Source organism: Pseudomonas sp. Os17 (assembly GCF_001547895.1).
Taxonomy (GTDB): domain Bacteria; phylum Pseudomonadota; class Gammaproteobacteria; order Pseudomonadales; family Pseudomonadaceae; genus Aquipseudomonas.
This window is the reverse complement of the sequence record NZ_AP014627.1, coordinates 62,423-78,934: the sequence shown is the minus strand read 5'-3', so window position 1 is coordinate 78,934 and position 16,512 is coordinate 62,423. Positions and strand designations below refer to the sequence as shown.

Here is a 16,512-nt window from a genome sequence, read left to right as displayed (position 1 = left end):
TAGGAGCGGGCTTGCCCGCGAAAGACACCCCGCAACAATCCCTGCTTAAAGCTGCTCCAGACAGCCCGCCAGATCGTTCCCCAATTTCTCCAGCACCTGCTCATAGCCCTGAGCGGTCGCGGGCGTATACCCGCCCAGCGCATCCAGCTCCGCCAGCGTCACCGGCAGCCCGGCCACCAGGGTTTCCGCCAACCGCGGACGCAGAGGCGGCTCGCTGAACACACAGGTCTTGCCCACTTGCTGCAACCGCGCGCGCATGGCGGCGACATGCTGGGCCCCCGGCTGCACTTCCGCGGCAACGCTGAACACTCCGGTGTGCTTGAGGCCATAGGCATCTTCGAAGTAGTCGAAGGCTTCGTGGAAGACGAAGTAAGGCTTGCCGGCGATGCCTGCCAGACGGGTTTTCAAGCGGGCGTCCAGGGCATCCAGACGCTCATTGAAGGCTTTCAGGTTGCTCTGGTAGCGAGCGGCATTGGCCGGGTCGGCGGCGCTCAGGTCGGCGGCCATGCGGGTGGCGATCACCCGAGCATTGACCGGCGACAGCCACAGGTGCGCATCCAGGGTGCCAGGGCGGTGGTCATGGTCATGTTCGTCGGCATCTTCGGCGTGAGAATGGCTATCTTCGGCGAAATGGCGAAGTTTCATGCCCGGCAGATCCTGCACCGCCACCGATGGCAGGCTGCGGCCCTTCAGCACCCGCGGCAGGAAACCTTCCATGTCCGGGCCGATCCAGTACAGCAGGTCGACGCTTTGCACCTTGCGCACGTCCGAAGGGCGCAGCGCATAGTTGTGCGGCGAGGCTCCCGGCGGCAACAGCACTTCGGGCACCGCCACGCCGTCCTGCACCGCCGCGGCAATCAGTTGCAAGGGTTTGATGCTGGTGAGGACCCGGACTTCGGCCTGGGCCGAGCCGATCGCGAACAGGCTGAAGGTAAAAGCGACAAAAAGGCGAAAAAGTCTGGACACGATGGACACTCGAAGAGGCGAGAACGGGTAACATAATAACGTCTCTCACAAACCTCGTCGCCGCTCATGCCTAAAACACCCCTCGCCAGCCGTCCCCACGACCACTCTCACTGCGTGCACAGCGCACTGTCTGAGGCCGACGCTCTGTGCGCACGGCAAGGCCTGCGCCTGACCGCCCTGCGCCGGCGGGTGCTGGAACTGGTGTGGCAAAGCCACAAGCCCCTGGGGGCCTACGACATCCTGGCCGTGCTCAGCGAGCAGGACGGCCGCCGCGCCGCGCCGCCAACGGTGTACCGGGCGCTGGATTTCCTCCTGGAAAACGGCCTGGTGCACCGCATTGCCTCGCTCAACGCCTTCGTCGGCTGCAACCACCCGGAGCACGCGCACCAGGGTCAGTTCCTGATCTGCCGCGAGTGCCACGCAGCCATCGAGCTGGAACAGAAATCCATCAGCGACGCCATCATCACCAGCGCCCGCGACGTCGGCTTCGTGGTCGAGGGCCAGACCGTCGAAGTGGTCGGGCTCTGCTCGGGCTGCCAGGGGGCTTGATGAGCACAGCGTTGATCCGCCTCGAGCAGGTCGGGGTGACCTTTGCCGGGCAGAGCGTGCTGGACAACATCCAGCTCAGCGTCGAGCCGGGGCAGATCGTGACCCTGATCGGCCCCAATGGCGCCGGCAAGACCACCCTGGTGCGCGCCGTGCTCGGCCTGCTCAAGCCCGATACCGGCAGTGTCTGGCGCAAACCGCGGCTGCGGGTGGGCTACATGCCGCAGAAACTCCACGTCGACCCGACCCTGCCGCTGTCGGTGCTGCGCTTTCTGCGCCTGGTGCCGGGGGTGGATCGCAACCGAGCGCTGGCGGCCCTCAAGGAAGTCGGCGCCGAACAGGTGATCGACAGCCCGGTGCAAAGCATTTCCGGCGGCGAGATGCAGCGCGTGCTGCTGGCCCGGGCCCTGCTGCGCGAGCCCGAACTGCTGGTGCTCGACGAACCGGTGCAAGGCGTCGACGTGGCCGGCCAGGCCGAGCTCTACAGCCTGATCACCCGCCTGCGGGACCGTCACGGTTGCGGCGTGTTGATGGTCTCCCACGACCTGCACCTGGTAATGAGTACCACCGACCAGGTGGTCTGCCTCAACCGCCACGTCTGCTGCTCCGGGCACCCCGAGCAGGTCAGCGGCGACCCGGCCTTCGTCGAGCTGTTCGGCAAGAACGCGCCGAGCCTGGCGATCTACCACCATCACCACGATCACGCCCATGACCTGCATGGCTCCGTGGTCACCCAGCCCGCCGCGGGCCACGTCCATGTCCACGGAGAAAACTGCAAGCATGGCTGATTTTCTGCTCTACGCCCTGCTCGCAGGTCTGGCTCTGGCGGTGGTCGCCGGGCCCTTGGGCTCGTTCGTGGTCTGGCGGCGCATGGCCTACTTTGGCGACACCCTGTCCCACGCCGCGCTGCTGGGGGTGGCCCTGGGTTTCCTGCTGGATGTCAGCCCGGCGGTAGCGGTCACCGTAGGCTGCCTGCTGCTGGCGGTGCTGCTGGTGACCCTGCAACAACGCCAGCCCCTGGCATCCGACACGCTGCTGGGGATTCTTGCTCCCAGCACCCTGTCCCTGGGCCTGGTAGTACTAAGCTTCATGCATGAAGTGCGAATCGACCTGATGGCCTACCTGTTCGGTGACCTGCTGGCGATCAGCCCGGGCGATCTGGCGTGGATTCTCGGCGGCAGCGCGGCGGTGCTCCTGCTGCTGGTGGCCCTGTGGCGCCCTCTGCTGGCAATCACCGTGCACGAGGAACTGGCCAGGGTCGAAGGCCTGCCCGTGGCATCGCTGCGCCTGGCGCTGATGCTGCTGATCGCCGTGGTCATTGCGGTGGCGATGAAGATTGTCGGGGTGTTGCTGATTACCTCGTTGCTGATCATCCCGGCCGCTGCGGCACAGCGTCACGCCCGCTCGCCGGAGCAGATGGCCCTGGGCGCGAGCCTGCTGGGCATGCTCGCGGTCTGTGGCGGACTGGCGCTCTCCTGGTTCAAGGACACCCCGGCCGGACCGTCGATCGTGGTGGTGGCCGCCGCACTGTTTCTGCTGAGTTTTGTTCTGCCCCGTCGAGGGGTGTAGACTTGCTCGCTTTTTGCGCAATTAGAGAGTCGCAGGAATGAAGCCGTTCGCCTCCCGTTATCTGCTCCTTGTCGCATTCTCCCTGCTGCTGGGGGCCTGCCAAAGCACGCCACCGGCGACCACCGAGGTCCCCGATGCGCGGGCCACGGCCATCGCGCAGCTGGAACAAAACATTGCCAGCAACGAGCTGGCGACAGCGGAAGATCAGCTCAGTGCATTGCAGGCACAAACCCCTGACGACCCGCAGCTGGTGCAATACCAGCGGCAGATTGCCGAGGCCTACCTGCAACGCAGCCAGATCGTCCTGCAAAAGGGTGACGTGAATGCCGCCGCCACCGCCCTGAGCCGGGCCCGGGCGCTGATGCCCAAGGCACCGGCGCTGACCGGAGGGGTCAACAACGCCATTGCCCATGCGCGCAAGGCCGAGCTGGAACAGGCCGAAGCCGCCTTGAAGGCCGCCGAGGCGCGTCCAGCGGCCCGGCTGATCGATCCTTCCGCCCAGAGCAGCACCATTGCCCTGAATGTCACCGATATCCGCAAGCTGCGTAAGCAGCTCGATGCGCTGGCCGCCGACGTGGTGAATTACCAGTGCGATGTGCACATTCAGGTGCCGCGCACCGAGGACTACCCTTGGCTGTCGACCCTGCTGAGCAAGCGGGTGAAGAAGCTCGATCCGGACTTCGAACAGAAAATCAGCAGACAGATCGTGCGCCATGTCCCGGCGCAAATGGTCTTGAGCCCACGCAAGGCGCAGTAAAGCCTCAGTCGGCCAGCCGGTTCCCTACGGGAGCGGGCTGGCCGGCGAAAGCGTGTTCAGGCCGGGATCGCCTTGGCCCTTTCCTCCCGACTCCACACCCGATGCTGAGCCATGGCGGCAAAGAACGCCTTCAGCGCCTTGGCATCGCCCCCCAGAATCAAGCCGTCATCCGCCTCCAGCCTGAGCACGTCCAGCAACTCCCGGGCTTCGCCGTGCAAGGCGATGGCCTTGAGATGCTTGTAGGCCTCCAACAGGTAATGCAAAGCCACACCATTGCCGCTCAGGGTCTTGATCGATTGCGCACCACCCGGCACGAACACCGCGTCGAAAGCCACTGAAGGCAAGCCCTCCATGGAGGCATCCACCGCCAGGCGCTGGCCATCCGCGGTGGTCACCGGCGCCGAGGTCGGCCCCAGCAGCTTGGCGTGAGCACCCTGGGCCTTGAGGGCCTTCTTCAACCCTTCGATCGCCGCACCATCGACGCCGTTGGCCGCCAGAATCGCCACTTTCCGGGTTTTGATATCCCCCGACAGCAGGTTGGCCTGGCTCAGGGCCGGCGAGCGGGTCAATGCGGTCTTGCGCTCGGCCACCGTGGCCTGCTTCGGCGCCGCCAAGCCTAGGTTTTCCGCCACGCGCGCGGCCAGTTGCAGATCGATGTTGGCCAGGATCTCGTTGACCTGCCGCTCGCGGATCCACGGCCGCTCGACCTTGCCCAACTCGAAGCTGTAGGCCGCGATGATGTGTTCCTGCTCGTGCTTGCTCATGCTGTTGAAGAACAGCCGCGCCTGGGAGAAGTGATCACCAAACGACTCGCTGCGCTGGCGGATCTTGTGGGCATCGATGCGCTCGTTGTAGCTCTCGAAGCCACCGTCCTGGGCCGCCGGCGGAGTTTCTCTGGGCCAGCCACCATCGATGGAGTTCGGCTCGTAGGCAGCCCGCCCCCTGTCGATGGTGCTGCGGTGCATGGCGTCGCGCTGCCCGTTGTGCAGCGGGGTCAACGGACGGTTGATCGGCAGTTCATGAAAGTTCGGCCCGCCCAGGCGACTGATCTGGGTATCGGTGTAGGAAAACAGCCGCCCTTGCAGCAGCGGGTCATTGGAGAAGTCGATCCCCGGCACGATGTGCCCCGGGCAGAAGGCGACCTGCTCGGTTTCGGCGAAGTAATTGTCGGGGTTGCGGTTGAGCACCATCTTGCCCAGGGGCGTGATCGGCACCAGCTCCTCGGGGATCAGCTTGGTGGGGTCGAGAATGTCGAAGTCGAAATTGTGTTCGTCCTCTTCGGCGATGATCTGCACGCCGAACTCCCACTCCGGGTAATCCCCGGTTTCGATGGCGTCCCACAGGTCGCGGCGATGAAAGTCGGTGTCCTTGCCCGCGAGCTTCTGCGCCTCGTCCCAGACCAGGGAACAGGTGCCCACCGCCGGCCGCCAGTGGAACTTGACGAAGCTTGCGCGCCCCTCGGCGTTGATCAGGCGAAAGGTGTGCACGCCAAAGCCCTGCATGCTGCGCAGGCTTTTCGGAATGGCCCGGTCGGACATGGCCCAGATCACCATGTGCGCCGACTCCGGCTGCAGGGAGACGAAGTCCCAGAAGGTGTCGTGGGCCGAGCCGCCGGTGGGGATTTCGTTGTGGGGCTCGGGCTTCACGGCATGCACGAAGTCGGGAAACTTGATCGCGTCCTGGATGAAGAACACCGGCATGTTGTTGCCCACCAGATCGAAGTTGCCCTCGTCGGTGAAGAACTTCACTGCAAAACCCCGGACATCGCGCACGGTATCGCCGGAGCCTCTTGGCCCCTGGACCGTGGAAAAGCGCACGAACACCGGGGTCTTCTTCTGCGGATCACGCAGGAAACCGGCCTTGGTCAGCGCCGAATGATTGTCGTAGCTCTGGAAGTAACCATGGGCACCGACGCCGCGGGCATGGACGATGCGCTCGGGGATCCGCTCATGGTCAAAGTGGGTGATCTTCTCCCGCATGATGAAGTCTTCCAGCAGCGAAGGCCCGCGGGCGCCCAGTTTCAGGCTGTTCTGGTTGTCGGCGACTTTCACCCCCTGATTGGTCCGCAAGGCCTGGCCGGTGGCGTCGGAGCGGAACGGCTCCAGGCTCTGCAACTTGCGGTTGCTGTTGCCGCGGTCCAGGGTATCGGTCCCGGCCATCTGGCTTTTCGGGGCATTGGGCTTTTTCGTACTCATCAGGCAAGAACTCCTCGTTGGCGAAATCCCTGGCGCGCCGGGGCTTCGTGAACACAGGCCCACAGGCACGGTACCTGGGGCTTTCGAGTGGCTTAAGTAGTGACTGACGAGAAACGGCGAGCGTTCCTTTTTTATGACCTTTGATCGCGTTATCGCCAAATGGCAGGATGTTCGCGAAATAAATGCTAAGAACCTCTATACGGACAGGCTAAAATGCGCGCCCGGCTAACCGCTGATCCTTTTCTAACGCGCCCCACAAGGTTCGCTACGTGATCGAGTTTCAAAACGTCCATAAAACCTACCGGGTCACCGGTAAGGATATTCCCGCCCTGCACCCGACCAGTCTTCGGGTCGAGAATGGCCAGGTGTTCGGCCTGATCGGTCATTCCGGGGCGGGCAAAAGTACCCTGCTGCGCCTGATCAACCGCCTGGAAAACCCCAGCGGCGGTCAGATCATCGTCGACGGCGAAGAGGTCACCGCGCTGAATGCCAATGGCCTGCGCCGCTTCCGCCAGCAGGTCGGGATGATCTTCCAGCACTTCAACCTGCTGTCGTCCAAGACCGTGGCCGACAACGTCGCGCTGCCCCTGACCCTGGCCGGCGAGCTGTCACGCAGCGACATCGAGCGTCGCGTAGCCGAGCTGCTGGATCGGGTCGGCCTGGCCGACCACGCCAAGAAATACCCGGCGCAGCTGTCCGGCGGCCAGAAGCAGCGCGTCGGCATCGCCCGCGCCCTGGCCACCAAGCCGAAGATCCTTTTGTGCGACGAAGCCACCAGCGCCCTCGATCCGCAGACCACCGCCTCGGTCCTGCAACTGCTGGCCGAGATCAACCGCGAGCTGAAGCTGACCATCGTCCTGATCACCCATGAGATGGACGTGATCCGTCGCGTCTGCGATCAGGTGGCGGTGATGGACGCCGGCCGCATCGTCGAACAGGGGCCGGTGGCCGAGGTGTTCCTGCACCCCAAGCACCCGACCACCAAGCGTTTCGTCCAGGAAGACGAGCAGATCGACGAGAACGAGCAGCGCGACGACTTCGCCCATGTGCCGGGGCGCATCGTGCGCCTGACCTTCCAGGGCGAGGCCACCTACGCGCCGTTGCTGGGCACCGTGGCCCGGGAGACCGGGGTCGACTACAGCATCCTCGCCGGACGCATCGACCGCATCAAAGACACCCCTTACGGGCAACTGACCCTGGCCATCACCGGCGGTGACATGGAAGCGGCCTTCGCCCGCTTCACCGCAGCGGATGTCCACATGGAGGTGCTGCGCTAATGAGCGGCTTACTGCATTACTTCGACAACGTTGACTGGGCCGATATCGGGGTGGCGACCAGCGACACCATGGTCATGCTCAGCACGTCCCTGTTCTTCACCGTACTGGTGGGCCTGCCACTGGGCGTCCTGCTGTTCCTGTGCAGCCCGAAGCAGTTGCTGGAACAGAAAAATGTCTATTCGGTCCTGGGCTTCGTGGTCAACGCCATCCGCTCGCTGCCGTTCATCATCCTGCTGATCGTGATGATTCCCACCACCATCCTCATCACCGGCACCTCCCTGGGTGTGGCGGGGGCCATTCCGCCGCTGGTGGTGGGCGCCTCCACCTTCTTCGCCCGACTGGTGGAAACCGCGCTGCGTGAAGTGGATCGCGGCATCATCGAGGCCACCCAGGCCATGGGCGCCACCACCCGGCAGATCATCATGAACGCCCTGCTGCCCGAGGCTTGCCCCGGTATCATCGCGGCGATCACGGTCACCGCCATCGCCCTGGTCGGCTACACCGCCATGGCCGGTGTCGTGGGTGCCGGCGGCCTCGGCGATCTGGCTATCCGCTATGGCTACCAGCGCTTCCAGGACGATGTGATGGTGGTGACCGTGGTGCTGCTGATTGTATTGGTTCAGGTTCTGCAAACCGTCGGCGATAAGCTGGTGGTGCATTTTTCCCGCAAATAATTGCAAACGCCGGCCCTGGCCGGCAGGTGCCCGGGGTCGGGCGACTTACAAGGAGCTTGTTCGATGAAAAAACTACTCGTCGCTTTCGCAGCCGTTGCCGCGTTCTCCGCGCACGCCGCCGAAACCCTGACCGTGGCCGCCACACCGGTGCCCCACGCCGAGATCCTGGAGTTCGTCAAACCGGCCCTGGCCAAAGAAGGCGTGGACCTGAAGGTCAAGGTCTTCACCGACTACGTTCAGCCCAACGTGCAAGTGGCCGAGAAACGCCTGGACGCCAACTTCTTCCAGCACCAGCCGTACCTGGATGAGTTCAACAAGACCAAGGGCACCAAGCTGGTGAGCGTGGCCGGCGTGCACGTGGAGCCCCTGGGCGCCTACTCCAGCAAGTACAAGCAACTGTCCGAACTGCCAGGCGGCGCCACCGTGGTGATCCCCAACGACGCCACCAACGGCGGCCGCGCGCTGCTGCTGCTGGACAAGGCCGGCCTGATCAAGCTCAAGGATTCCAACAGCATCCTGGCCACCGTCAAGGACATCACCGAGAACCCCAAGGACCTGAAGTTCCGTGAACTGGAAGCCGCCACCATCCCGCGCGTGCTGACCCAGGTCGACCTGGCCCTGATCAACACCAACTACGCCCTGGAAGCCAAGCTGGACCCGTCCAAGGACGCCCTGGTGATCGAAGGCAAGGACTCGCCTTACGTGAACATTCTGGTGGCCCGCCCTGATGACAAGGACTCGGACGCCATGAAGAAACTGATCGCGGCCCTGCACAGCCCGCAAGTGAAGCAATTCATTATCGAGAAGTACAAAGGCGCGATCGTGCCGGCATTCTGATCGGTTGCAGAAACACAAACGGGGCGCCTTGGGGCGCCCCGTTTTGTTTGTAGCCGCTGCCGAAGGCTGCGATAAGGCGCGAAGCGCCTTCCGAGGGCCTCGAAGAGCACGCGTCCTCTTCGAGGCCGATCGCAGCCTGCGGCAGCGGCTACAGGGTTCAGCAGTTCAGCAGTTCAGCAGTTCAGCAGTTCAGCAGTTCAGCAGTTCAGCAGTTCAGCAGTTCAGCAGTTCAGCAGTTCAAGCATGCCGCGTCATTGGCGCTGCAACATCACCGGCAGCTGCGCCACCAGCTTCTGGTTGTTCAGCGGTGCGCGGATAAAGCCGCGCTGGCGACCGTCCGGACCGATCACCGCCAGGTTGCCGCTGTGGTCCACGGTGTAGTTGGGCTTGCTGGTGTCCGCCGGAATGAACGGAATGCTCACGGCATTGGCCAGCTTCTGCAGGTCTTCCACCGAAGCGGCGGTCAGTCCCTTGAAGTCCTTGTCGAAGTAGCCCAGGTACTGCTTGAGCTGTTGCGGCGTATCGCGGTTGGGGTCGACGCTGACCAGGATCACCTGCAGCTTGTCCACCGCCTCCTTGGGCAGCTCGCTCTTGATCTGCCGCAGTTGCGCCAGGGTGGTGGGACAGATGTCCGGGCAGAAGGTGTAGCCGAAAAACAGCAGCGACCATTTGCCCTTCAACTCATCGATCACCACGGGCTGGCCATCCTGGTCGAGCATCTTCACCGCCGGCAGCGTGCGGCTCTGGGGCAGGAGGATGATGCCGGCATCGATCAATGCGGTGGGATCACCCTGACCCTTGCCGGACAGTACTTTGTTGACGGTCAGCCCCAGGACCAGGGCCACCAGTGCAACGAGAATAAAGACGGTTTTCTGAGTTCGAGTCATAGGTTCAACAGTAGGTAGTGGTCTACGAGCAGGGCGATGAACAGCAGGAACAAGTAATAAATAGAGTACTTGAAGGTGTTGATCGCCGCGTGCGGCCGAGTGCCACGGTACAGCACCCAGGCCCATTGCAGGAAGCGCCCGCCCAGGACCAGGGCGCACACCAGGTACAGCACGCCGCTCATGTGAATGGCATAGGGCAGCAGGCTCACCGCCAGCAGGGCAAAGGTATAGAGCAGGATGTGCACCTTGGTGTAATGCTCGCCGTGAGTCACCGGCAACATCGGAATATCGGCCTTGGCGTACTCCTCCTTGCGATGGATGGCCAGGGCCCAGAAGTGCGGCGGGGTCCAGGCGAAGATGATCAGCACCAGCAACAGCGGTTCGGCGCTCAGGTGCCCGGTGGCGGCGACCCAGCCCAGCAGCGGCGGGGCCGCGCCGGCCAGCCCGCCGATCACGATGTTCTGCGGCGTCGCGCGCTTCAGAAAGCCGGTGTAGACCACCGCATAGCCCAGCAGGGAGGCCAGGGTCAGCCAGGCCGTCAGCGGATTGGTGAAGGCCAGCAGCAGGGCCTGCCCGGCCAGGGCCAGGCACAGGGCAAACGCCAGGGCGGCCCGGGGTGAAACCCGGCCTTCGGCCAGGGGCCGCTTGTGGGTCCGGGCCATCAGCGCATCGATGCGCCGGTCCACCACATGGTTCACCGCCGCCGCGCCACCTGCGCACAGGGCAATGCCCAGGTTGCCGAACACCAGCACCGTCCACGGCACCCCGGCGCGGGTCGCAAGGAACATGCCCACCAGGGAGGTGATGAGCATCAACACCACCACCTTGGGTTTGGTCAGCTCCAGATAATCACGCCAGATCGCCCGGGGCTGCTGACGTTCGCCAATCAGAGTCGCCATGGCATCTCTCCTTTGATGGTGATGGGACCGGCCACCTGTTTGCGCGGGCTCAGACGCCAGCCCAGGGGCAGGCGATCCCGGGCCTGCACCAGGCTGGTACGAGCGTGATAGTTGACCAGCACCAGGGTCAGCAGCAGCGCCGCGCCGCCGGCGTTGTGCGCCACCGCCACCGGCAGAGGCAGGTGGAACAGCACGTTGCTCAGGCCCAGGCTGATCTGCGCCCCCAGGGCCAGCAGTACCAGCCCGGCCAGACGGGTCATGCCGGTCTGTCGCAGTTGCCAGGCCAGGCCCAGCAACACCAGGGTCACCAACACCGCGCCCACCCGGTGGGTCATGTGGATGGCGGTGCGGGCGTCACTGTCCAGTTGCCCGCCCAGGTAGTTGGGGCCGATGTGCTGGGTCAGGTGAAAGCCGTTGGCAAAGTCCATGTTCGGCCACCACTGGCCATGGCAGGTGGGCAGGTCGATACAGGCCACCGCCGCATAGTTGGAGCTGACCCAGCCGCCCAGGGCGATCTGCCCGATCACCAGCACCAGCCCGGCCGTGGCCCAGTACTGCAGGCGCCGCGGCACGATCAGCGCCGGCAGCACACCGGACAGGCGCAAGGTCAGCAGGAACAGCAGGCTCAAGGTGGCAAAGCCCCCCAGCAGATGCGCGGTGACCACCTGGGGCCAGAGCTTGAGGGTCACCGTCCACATGCCGAAGGCCGCCTGGGCGAACACCACCGCCAGGAGGAACAGCGGCAGCTTCAGCGGCTGCCCGGGATGCCGGCGATGGCTCCAGGCGCGGGCCGCCAGCAGCACGATCAACAGCCCCAGGGTGCCGGCGAAGTAGCGGTGGATCATCTCGTTCCAGCCCTTGTGGGCCTCCACCGGGGTATCGGGAAAGTGCCGCTCGGCATGGGCCAGCTGCGCCTCGCTTTGCGGCACGCTGATAAAGCCGTAGCAGCCGGGCCAGTCCGGACAGCCCAGCCCGGCATGGGTCAGCCGGGTGTAGGCGCCGAGCAACACCACGATCAGGGCCAGCAAGGTGGCTAACAACGCGAGGCGAAATCCAGGTTTGGCCATGACGATGCCCTTATCCGATGTTCGACAGTTTCAGCAGATGGCGCAGGTCGTTGAGCAGGTCCTTGCCGTTGACCCGAGCGTCATAACGCAGCACCAGGTTGCTGTGGGGATCGACTATCCACAGCTGCGGCGCCTCCGGGTCGTGAACCCCCTTGGCGAAGGTCGCCAGGTCCAGGGGATAGCGTTGCAACTGCGGGTATTCACGCTGCAGCCTGGCGGCGTACTCGGCACTCAGCGGCTGGGCACTGGCCAGGGCATGGCTGGCCCGGGAAGCGTCGCGGCCCAGGGCCACCTGGATCTGCCGCGCCAGGTACACCAACTGCTGGCAGTCCGCCTCGCAAGCCTTGGGCGCGGTGACCAGGATCTGCCAGCGATCCTCCTCGGACTGCACGCCGATCTGCGCCCGGGTCTGGCCGTTGCCGATCAGTTCGCCGTGGTAACTGCGGCTTTCCGGCACCCAGAACTGCAGCTTGTACATGCCGGTAGCGAGGATCATCGGACCGATCACCATCAGCAGGATCAGGATCAGCTGCCAGCGGCCGCGGCGGCGGTTGGCTGCTGGAGCTTCAGAGATGTTGGGTGGATTCATGGCCGTTCCCATGGCGTTTCTCCCGTGCGTTGTGCCAGCCGAAATAGAGGTAGAGGGCAAACAGCGCCAGGGCCATGGCAAACCACTGCACGGCGTAGCCCTGGTGTTTTTCCGGTCCCATGGCCACCACCGGCCAAGCCGTCAGGTAGGCACCCGGACCGGACTCCTGGCGCACCTCGTGGTTGAAGCCACTGCGATCCAGCTCGGCCCAGAGTGCCTCCGGGGCCACGGCGGTGATCAGCCGCGGCCAGCGCGCAGCGGCCGGGTCGGCCTGCAGTTGGAACACCGCTCCCGGAGAAACGTAGACCCAGGCATCCAGGCTCAGGCTCTGCTCCGGGGTGCTGAAGAACGGTGGCGTGCGCCGGTCGGGCCAGGGCAGCCAGCCCCGATTGACCAGCAGCCAGCGCCCGCTGGTCTGGTCGAGGAAGGGTTGCAGCAACTCGACCCCGGCCTGGCCGTCGTGCAGGCGGTTGTCCAGCAGCAGGCTGTGCTCGGCATCGAAATGGCCGTACAGGCGCAGGCGGCGAAAGGCCGGATCCTCGGCGCCCAGCAACTCCAGCAGCGGCACCGGCGGGGCCACACCGCGCTCGGCGTAACTGGCCAGCAGCTGGCGCTTCTGCTCGCCGCGCCCCAGTTGCCAGAAGCCCAGGTAAACCAGCACCGGTAGCAGCAACAGCACCACCAGGGTCGGCACGACGCCGGGCCGGAAGCCTTTCATGACCGGCCCGCAAGCTTGAGAAATCCACTCGCTATACTGCTGTACATCGCGTTCCCCCCGGAGTCCCAGCATGCTCAAAGCAGCCATCGTCCTGATGCTGATTGCCACGGTGATCAGCCTGTTCAGCGGCCTGTTCTTTCTGGTCAAGGACGACAGCCAATCCAAGCGTCTGGTGACCGCCCTGAGTGTTCGGGTGTGCCTGGCCGCGATCACCTTGGGCTTGATCGCCTGGGGTTTCTTCAGCGGCCAGCTGGTCTCCCACGCGCCCTGGTAGGACGCAGCAACTCCTAAACAGCGCCTCAGAGCACGTAGACGAAGACGAACAAGCCGATCCACACCACGTCGACGAAGTGCCAGTACCAACTGGCCGCCTCGAAGCCGAACTGATGCTCGGCGTCGAAATGCCCGCGCATGATGCGCATCAGCATCACGAACAGGATCAAGGTGCCGATGGTCACGTGGGCCCCGTGGAACCCGGTGAGCATGAAGAAGGTCGCGCCGTAGATCCCCGAGCCCAGGGTCAGCCCCAGTTCGTGATAGGCGTGGATGTATTCCTCGGCCTGGAAACCGAGGAAGGCGCAGCCCAGCAGCACGGTCAGCGCCAGCCAGATCTTCAGTGCACCGCGATGGCCTTTCTTCAGGGCATGGTGGGCGATGGTCACGGTGACGCTGGAACTGACCAGCAGCACGGTGTTGAGCAGCGGCAGGCCCCAGGGGCTGATGGTGGATTTGGGCGGTGGAAAGAGTTTCGGATCGGGGTTGTTGAGCAGCGGCCAGACGAACTCGAAGTTCGGCCAGAGCATATGGGCGATGCCCTTGTGCCCCTCACCGCCGAGCCAGGGCCCGGACAGGTGCCGCACATAGAACAGCGCGCCGAAGAAGGCCATGAAGAACATCACTTCGGAGAAGATGAACCAGCTCATGCCCCAGCGGAACGAGCGATCGAGCTGGGCGCTGTACAGCCCGGCGCGACTCTCCTTGACCACCGCGCCGAACCAGCCGAACAGCATGTAGGCCAGCAGCAGGCCGCCAACGAAAAAGATCAGTGGCCCATGGGATTCCGGGCGCGCCGCCTTCAGATCGTTGAACCAGGTTGCCAGGCCGAACACGGTGACGAACATGCCCACCGTCGCGATGATCGGCCACTTGCTCTGGGCCGGAACGTAATAGTGCTCATGAGTCGCCATGGGTCGTTCTCCTTATCGGGCACGCCAGATCGTCTATCCACCGGTCTTGGCGGCCACCGCCACCGGTGGATGACGCGCGGTGATATCGAACAGCGTGTAAGCCAGCGTCAGGTGCTTCACATCCTTGGGCATGTCGCGGTCAACGATGAAACGCACCGGCATCTCGATCTTCTCCCCGGGCTGCAGCACCTGCTGGGTAAAGCAGAAGCACTCGGTCTTGTGGAAGTACATGGCCGCGCTGCTGGGGGAAATGCTCGGGATGGCCTGAGCGCTCATCGGATGATCACTGGGGTTGCGGGCGATGAAGATCATCTCGTTCACTGCCCCCGGATGGACCACGATGTCATCGGCCTTGGGATAGAAATCCCAGACCATGTCGATGGCGTTGGTGGACAGGAACTGCACCCGCACCTGGCGCGACTCATCCACCTGCTGCCTCTGGTCCGCGTACTGCCCGCCGGTCTTGCCATTGATCCCCAGGGCCTTGCACATCACGTCGTAGATCGGCACCAGGGCAAAACCGAAGACGAACATCGCCGTCACCACCAGCAATAGGCGGGTCACCAGTTTCTTCAGCGAGATCTCGGCCATCTCAACCTCCTCCCGAACCTGTAGGAGCCGGCTTGCCGGCGAACCGGGCGACGCCTTCCAGCGCCTGGCCCGACGCCTTCGCGAGCCAGCTCGCTCCTACAACACGGCTGTTCATTTCACTTCCGGCGGGGTGACAAAGGTGTGGTAGGGCGCCGGCGAAGGGATGCTCCACTCCAGGCCCTCGGCGCCTTCCCACGGCTTGGCCGGGGCCGGTTTGCCACCGCGAATGCACTTGATGACGATGAACAGGAAGAAGATCTGCGTGGCGCCGAAAGTGAAGGCGCCGATGGAGGACACCATGTTGAAGTCGGCGAACTGCAGGTTGTAGTCCGGAATCCGCCGCGGCATGCCCGCCAGCCCGACGAAGTGCATGGGGAAGAACGCCATGTTCATGCCGACGAAGGACAGCCAGAAGTGCAGCTTGCCCAGGGTTTCGTCGTACATGTGCCCGGTCCACTTGGGCAGCCAGTAATAGGCCGAGGCGAAGATCCCGAAGATCGCTCCCGGCACCAGCACGTAGTGGAAGTGCGCCACCACGAAGTAGGTGTCCTGGTACTGGAAGTCCGCCGGGGCGATGGCCAGCATCAGCCCGGAAAAACCGCCGATGGTGAACAGGATGACGAAGGCCACGGCGAACAGCATCGGCGTCTCGAAGGTCAGCGCGCCCTGCCACATGGTGCTCACCCAGTTGAACACCTTGACCCCGGTGGGCACGGCGATCAGCAGGGTGGCGTACATGAAGAACAGTTCGCCCACCAGGGGGATGCCGACCACGAACATGTGGTGCGCCCAGACGATGAACGACAGGAAGGCGATCGCCCCGGTGGCATAGACCATCGAGGTGTAGCCGAACAGCGGCTTGCGGCTGAAGGTCGGGATGATCGAGCTGACCGCGCCGAAGGCCGGCAGGATCATGATGTACACCTCGGGGTGGCCGAAGAACCAGAACACGTGCTGGAACAAGACCGGGTCGCCGCCGCCGGCGGCACTGAAGAAGCTGGTGCCGAAGTGGATGTCCATCAGCATCATGGTCACGCAACCGGCCAGCACCGGCATCACCGCAATCAGCAGGAAGGCGGTGATCAGCCAGGTCCAGACGAACAGCGGCATCTTCATCAGGGTCATGCCCGGGGCACGCAGGTTGAGGATGGTGGCGATCACGTTGATCGCCCCCATGATCGAGCTGATGCCCATCAGGTGAATGGCGAAGATGAAGAAGGTCACGCTTTCCGGGGCGTAGGTGGTGGACAGCGGGGCGTAGAAGGTCCAGCCGAAGTTCGGCCCGCCACCGGGCATGAACAGGGTCGAGACCAGCAGCAGGAAGGCCGCCGGCAACAACCAGAAGCTGAAGTTGTTCATCCGCGGCAGGGCCATGTCCGGGGCACCGATCATCAGCGGGATCATCCAGTTGGCCAGGCCGACGAAGGCCGGCATCACCGCACCGAAGACCATCACCAGGCCGTGCATGGTGGTCATCTGGTTGAAGAACGCCGGCTCGACGATCTGCAGCCCGGGCTGGAACAGTTCGGCGCGGATCACCATGGCGAACGAGCCGCCGAGGAGGAACATGCAGAAGCTGAACCACAGGTACAGGGTGCCGATGTCCTTGTGGTTGGTGGTCAGAACCCAGCGCATCAGACCCTTGGCGGGACCATGGGCGTGGTCATCATGGCCGGCGTGGCCGTGGTCATCGATCACAGCACTCATGTCCTGTCTCCTGCGAGCGAATGGACGGGATGATCGGCAGCGACGT

At 64.1% G+C, this 16,512-nt stretch carries 18 protein-coding genes; 8 read left to right on the top strand and 10 right to left on the bottom strand.

The genetic code is table 11. The annotated features are described in order from the left end of the window. Positions 1 to 45: 45 nt before the first annotated feature. The gene (locus tag POS17_RS00415) at positions 46 to 966 is read right to left on the bottom strand and encodes a zinc ABC transporter substrate-binding protein ZnuA (protein WP_060836880.1); all 921 of its coding nucleotides are present in this window, start codon (positions 964 to 966) and stop codon (positions 46 to 48) included. Between the two features lie 66 nt (positions 967 to 1,032). On the opposite strand from POS17_RS00415, the gene zur reads away from it, so the two are divergent. Genes zur through POS17_RS00395 form a run of 4 tightly spaced genes read left to right on the top strand, consistent with a single transcriptional unit; the run spans position 1,033 to position 3,838 of the window. Then, positions 1,033 to 1,515 (top strand): zinc uptake transcriptional repressor Zur, encoded by a 483-nt coding sequence (gene zur, locus POS17_RS00410; protein WP_060836879.1) that lies wholly within the window; start codon positions 1,033 to 1,035, stop codon positions 1,513 to 1,515. Further along, positions 1,515 to 2,300 carry a zinc ABC transporter ATP-binding protein ZnuC gene (gene znuC, locus POS17_RS00405; protein WP_060836878.1) on the top strand — a complete coding sequence of 262 codons (786 nt, stop codon included), beginning with the start codon at positions 1,515 to 1,517 and terminating at the stop codon, positions 2,298 to 2,300. The genes zur and znuC overlap by 1 nt, the downstream gene beginning before the upstream one ends. Further along, on the top strand, positions 2,293 to 3,081 hold the full coding sequence (gene znuB / locus POS17_RS00400; RefSeq protein ID WP_060836877.1) for a zinc ABC transporter permease subunit ZnuB: 789 nt from the start codon (positions 2,293 to 2,295) through the stop codon (positions 3,079 to 3,081). The genes znuC and znuB overlap by 8 nt, the downstream gene beginning before the upstream one ends. A gap of 37 nt (positions 3,082 to 3,118) precedes the next feature. Further along, positions 3,119 to 3,838, top strand: coding sequence for a PA5502 family lipoprotein (locus POS17_RS00395; protein WP_060836876.1), 720 nt, complete (start codon positions 3,119 to 3,121; stop codon positions 3,836 to 3,838). A gap of 56 nt (positions 3,839 to 3,894) precedes the next feature. On the opposite strand, the gene katE is transcribed toward POS17_RS00395, so the two are convergent. Next, positions 3,895 to 6,090 carry a catalase HPII gene (gene katE, locus POS17_RS00390; protein ID WP_269451981.1) on the bottom strand — a complete coding sequence of 732 codons (2,196 nt, stop codon included), beginning with the start codon at positions 6,088 to 6,090 and terminating at the stop codon, positions 3,895 to 3,897. Positions 6,091 to 6,302: 212 nt separating this feature from the next. Here katE and POS17_RS00385 point away from each other — a divergent pair, with 212 nt between their 5' ends. The 3 genes from POS17_RS00385 (at position 6,303) to POS17_RS00375 (ending at position 8,821) form a co-directional block, all read left to right on the top strand. Continuing rightward, positions 6,303 to 7,310, top strand: coding sequence for a methionine ABC transporter ATP-binding protein (locus POS17_RS00385; protein ID WP_060836874.1), 1,008 nt, complete (start codon positions 6,303 to 6,305; stop codon positions 7,308 to 7,310). Continuing rightward, positions 7,310 to 7,984: a methionine ABC transporter permease gene (locus POS17_RS00380; protein ID WP_060836873.1), complete on the top strand. Its 675-nt coding sequence runs from the start codon at positions 7,310 to 7,312 to the stop codon at positions 7,982 to 7,984. Before POS17_RS00385 ends, POS17_RS00380 begins: the two co-directional genes overlap by 1 nt. Positions 7,985 to 8,047: 63 nt before the next feature. Then, the gene (locus POS17_RS00375; protein WP_060836872.1) at positions 8,048 to 8,821 is read left to right on the top strand and encodes a MetQ/NlpA family ABC transporter substrate-binding protein; all 774 of its coding nucleotides are present in this window, start codon (positions 8,048 to 8,050) and stop codon (positions 8,819 to 8,821) included. Positions 8,822 to 9,072: 251 nt separating this feature from the next. On the opposite strand, the gene POS17_RS00370 is transcribed toward POS17_RS00375, so the two are convergent. Genes POS17_RS00370 through POS17_RS00350 form a run of 5 tightly spaced genes read right to left on the bottom strand, consistent with a single transcriptional unit; the run spans position 9,073 to position 12,981 of the window. After that, positions 9,073 to 9,708, bottom strand: coding sequence for an SCO family protein (locus POS17_RS00370; RefSeq protein ID WP_060836871.1), 636 nt, complete (start codon positions 9,706 to 9,708; stop codon positions 9,073 to 9,075). Continuing rightward, entirely contained in the window at positions 9,705 to 10,607 is a 903-nt protein-coding gene (cyoE, locus tag POS17_RS00365; protein WP_060836870.1) for a heme o synthase, read from the bottom strand. Before cyoE ends, POS17_RS00370 begins: the two co-directional genes overlap by 4 nt. Then, the gene (locus tag POS17_RS00360) at positions 10,595 to 11,674 is read right to left on the bottom strand and encodes a COX15/CtaA family protein (protein WP_060836869.1); all 1,080 of its coding nucleotides are present in this window, start codon (positions 11,672 to 11,674) and stop codon (positions 10,595 to 10,597) included. Before POS17_RS00360 ends, cyoE begins: the two co-directional genes overlap by 13 nt. A gap of 10 nt (positions 11,675 to 11,684) precedes the next feature. Further along, positions 11,685 to 12,275 carry a hypothetical protein gene (locus tag POS17_RS00355; RefSeq protein ID WP_060836868.1) on the bottom strand — a complete coding sequence of 197 codons (591 nt, stop codon included), beginning with the start codon at positions 12,273 to 12,275 and terminating at the stop codon, positions 11,685 to 11,687. After that, positions 12,241 to 12,981: an SURF1 family protein gene (locus tag POS17_RS00350; protein WP_060841855.1), complete on the bottom strand. Its 741-nt coding sequence runs from the start codon at positions 12,979 to 12,981 to the stop codon at positions 12,241 to 12,243. The genes POS17_RS00355 and POS17_RS00350 overlap by 35 nt, the downstream gene beginning before the upstream one ends. Before the next feature lie 70 nt (positions 12,982 to 13,051). Between POS17_RS00350 and POS17_RS00345 the strand changes: the two genes are divergently transcribed. Beyond that, complete coding sequence (locus POS17_RS00345; protein WP_060836867.1) at positions 13,052 to 13,255, top strand: twin transmembrane helix small protein; 204 nt, start codon at positions 13,052 to 13,054, stop codon at positions 13,253 to 13,255. Positions 13,256 to 13,280: 25 nt separating this feature from the next. Here the strand turns inward: POS17_RS00345 and POS17_RS00340 are convergent, their stop codons facing one another. From POS17_RS00340 to ctaD, 3 genes are all read right to left on the bottom strand, one after another. Beyond that, complete coding sequence (locus POS17_RS00340; protein ID WP_060836866.1) at positions 13,281 to 14,168, bottom strand: cytochrome c oxidase subunit 3; 888 nt, start codon at positions 14,166 to 14,168, stop codon at positions 13,281 to 13,283. Positions 14,169 to 14,201: 33 nt separating this feature from the next. Next, a complete protein-coding gene (locus POS17_RS00335) occupies positions 14,202 to 14,759 on the bottom strand; it encodes a cytochrome c oxidase assembly protein (protein ID WP_060836865.1) in 558 nt (185 codons plus the stop codon). Between the two features lie 111 nt (positions 14,760 to 14,870). Further along, entirely contained in the window at positions 14,871 to 16,466 is a 1,596-nt protein-coding gene (gene ctaD / locus POS17_RS00330; protein WP_060836864.1) for a cytochrome c oxidase subunit I, read from the bottom strand. Positions 16,467 to 16,512: the final 46 nt, after the last annotated feature.

What these genes read in the sequence shown, in the direction of transcription:
- POS17_RS00345 (WP_060836867.1), top strand. Translation starts at nt 13,052, where the DNA reads ATGCTCAAAGCAGCCATCGTCCTGATGCTGATTGCCACGGTGATCAGC.
- POS17_RS00380 (WP_060836873.1), top strand. Translation starts at nt 7,310, where the DNA reads ATGAGCGGCTTACTGCATTACTTCGACAACGTTGACTGGGCCGATATC.
- cyoE (WP_060836870.1), bottom strand. Translation starts at nt 10,607, where the DNA reads ATGGCGACTCTGATTGGCGAACGTCAGCAGCCCCGGGCGATCTGGCGT.
- POS17_RS00335 (WP_060836865.1), bottom strand. Translation starts at nt 14,759, where the DNA reads ATGGCCGAGATCTCGCTGAAGAAACTGGTGACCCGCCTATTGCTGGTG.
- POS17_RS00370 (WP_060836871.1), bottom strand. Translation starts at nt 9,708, where the DNA reads ATGACTCGAACTCAGAAAACCGTCTTTATTCTCGTTGCACTGGTGGCC.
- POS17_RS00350 (WP_060841855.1), bottom strand. Translation starts at nt 12,981, where the DNA reads ATGAAAGGCTTCCGGCCCGGCGTCGTGCCGACCCTGGTGGTGCTGTTG.
- POS17_RS00355 (WP_060836868.1), bottom strand. Translation starts at nt 12,275, where the DNA reads ATGGGAACGGCCATGAATCCACCCAACATCTCTGAAGCTCCAGCAGCC.
- POS17_RS00340 (WP_060836866.1), bottom strand. Translation starts at nt 14,168, where the DNA reads ATGGCGACTCATGAGCACTATTACGTTCCGGCCCAGAGCAAGTGGCCG.
- POS17_RS00360 (WP_060836869.1), bottom strand. Translation starts at nt 11,674, where the DNA reads ATGGCCAAACCTGGATTTCGCCTCGCGTTGTTAGCCACCTTGCTGGCC.
- ctaD (WP_060836864.1), bottom strand. Translation starts at nt 16,466, where the DNA reads ATGAGTGCTGTGATCGATGACCACGGCCACGCCGGCCATGATGACCAC.
- POS17_RS00375 (WP_060836872.1), top strand. Translation starts at nt 8,048, where the DNA reads ATGAAAAAACTACTCGTCGCTTTCGCAGCCGTTGCCGCGTTCTCCGCG.
- zur (WP_060836879.1), top strand. Translation starts at nt 1,033, where the DNA reads ATGCCTAAAACACCCCTCGCCAGCCGTCCCCACGACCACTCTCACTGC.
- POS17_RS00395 (WP_060836876.1), top strand. Translation starts at nt 3,119, where the DNA reads ATGAAGCCGTTCGCCTCCCGTTATCTGCTCCTTGTCGCATTCTCCCTG.
- znuB (WP_060836877.1), top strand. Translation starts at nt 2,293, where the DNA reads ATGGCTGATTTTCTGCTCTACGCCCTGCTCGCAGGTCTGGCTCTGGCG.
- znuC (WP_060836878.1), top strand. Translation starts at nt 1,515, where the DNA reads ATGAGCACAGCGTTGATCCGCCTCGAGCAGGTCGGGGTGACCTTTGCC.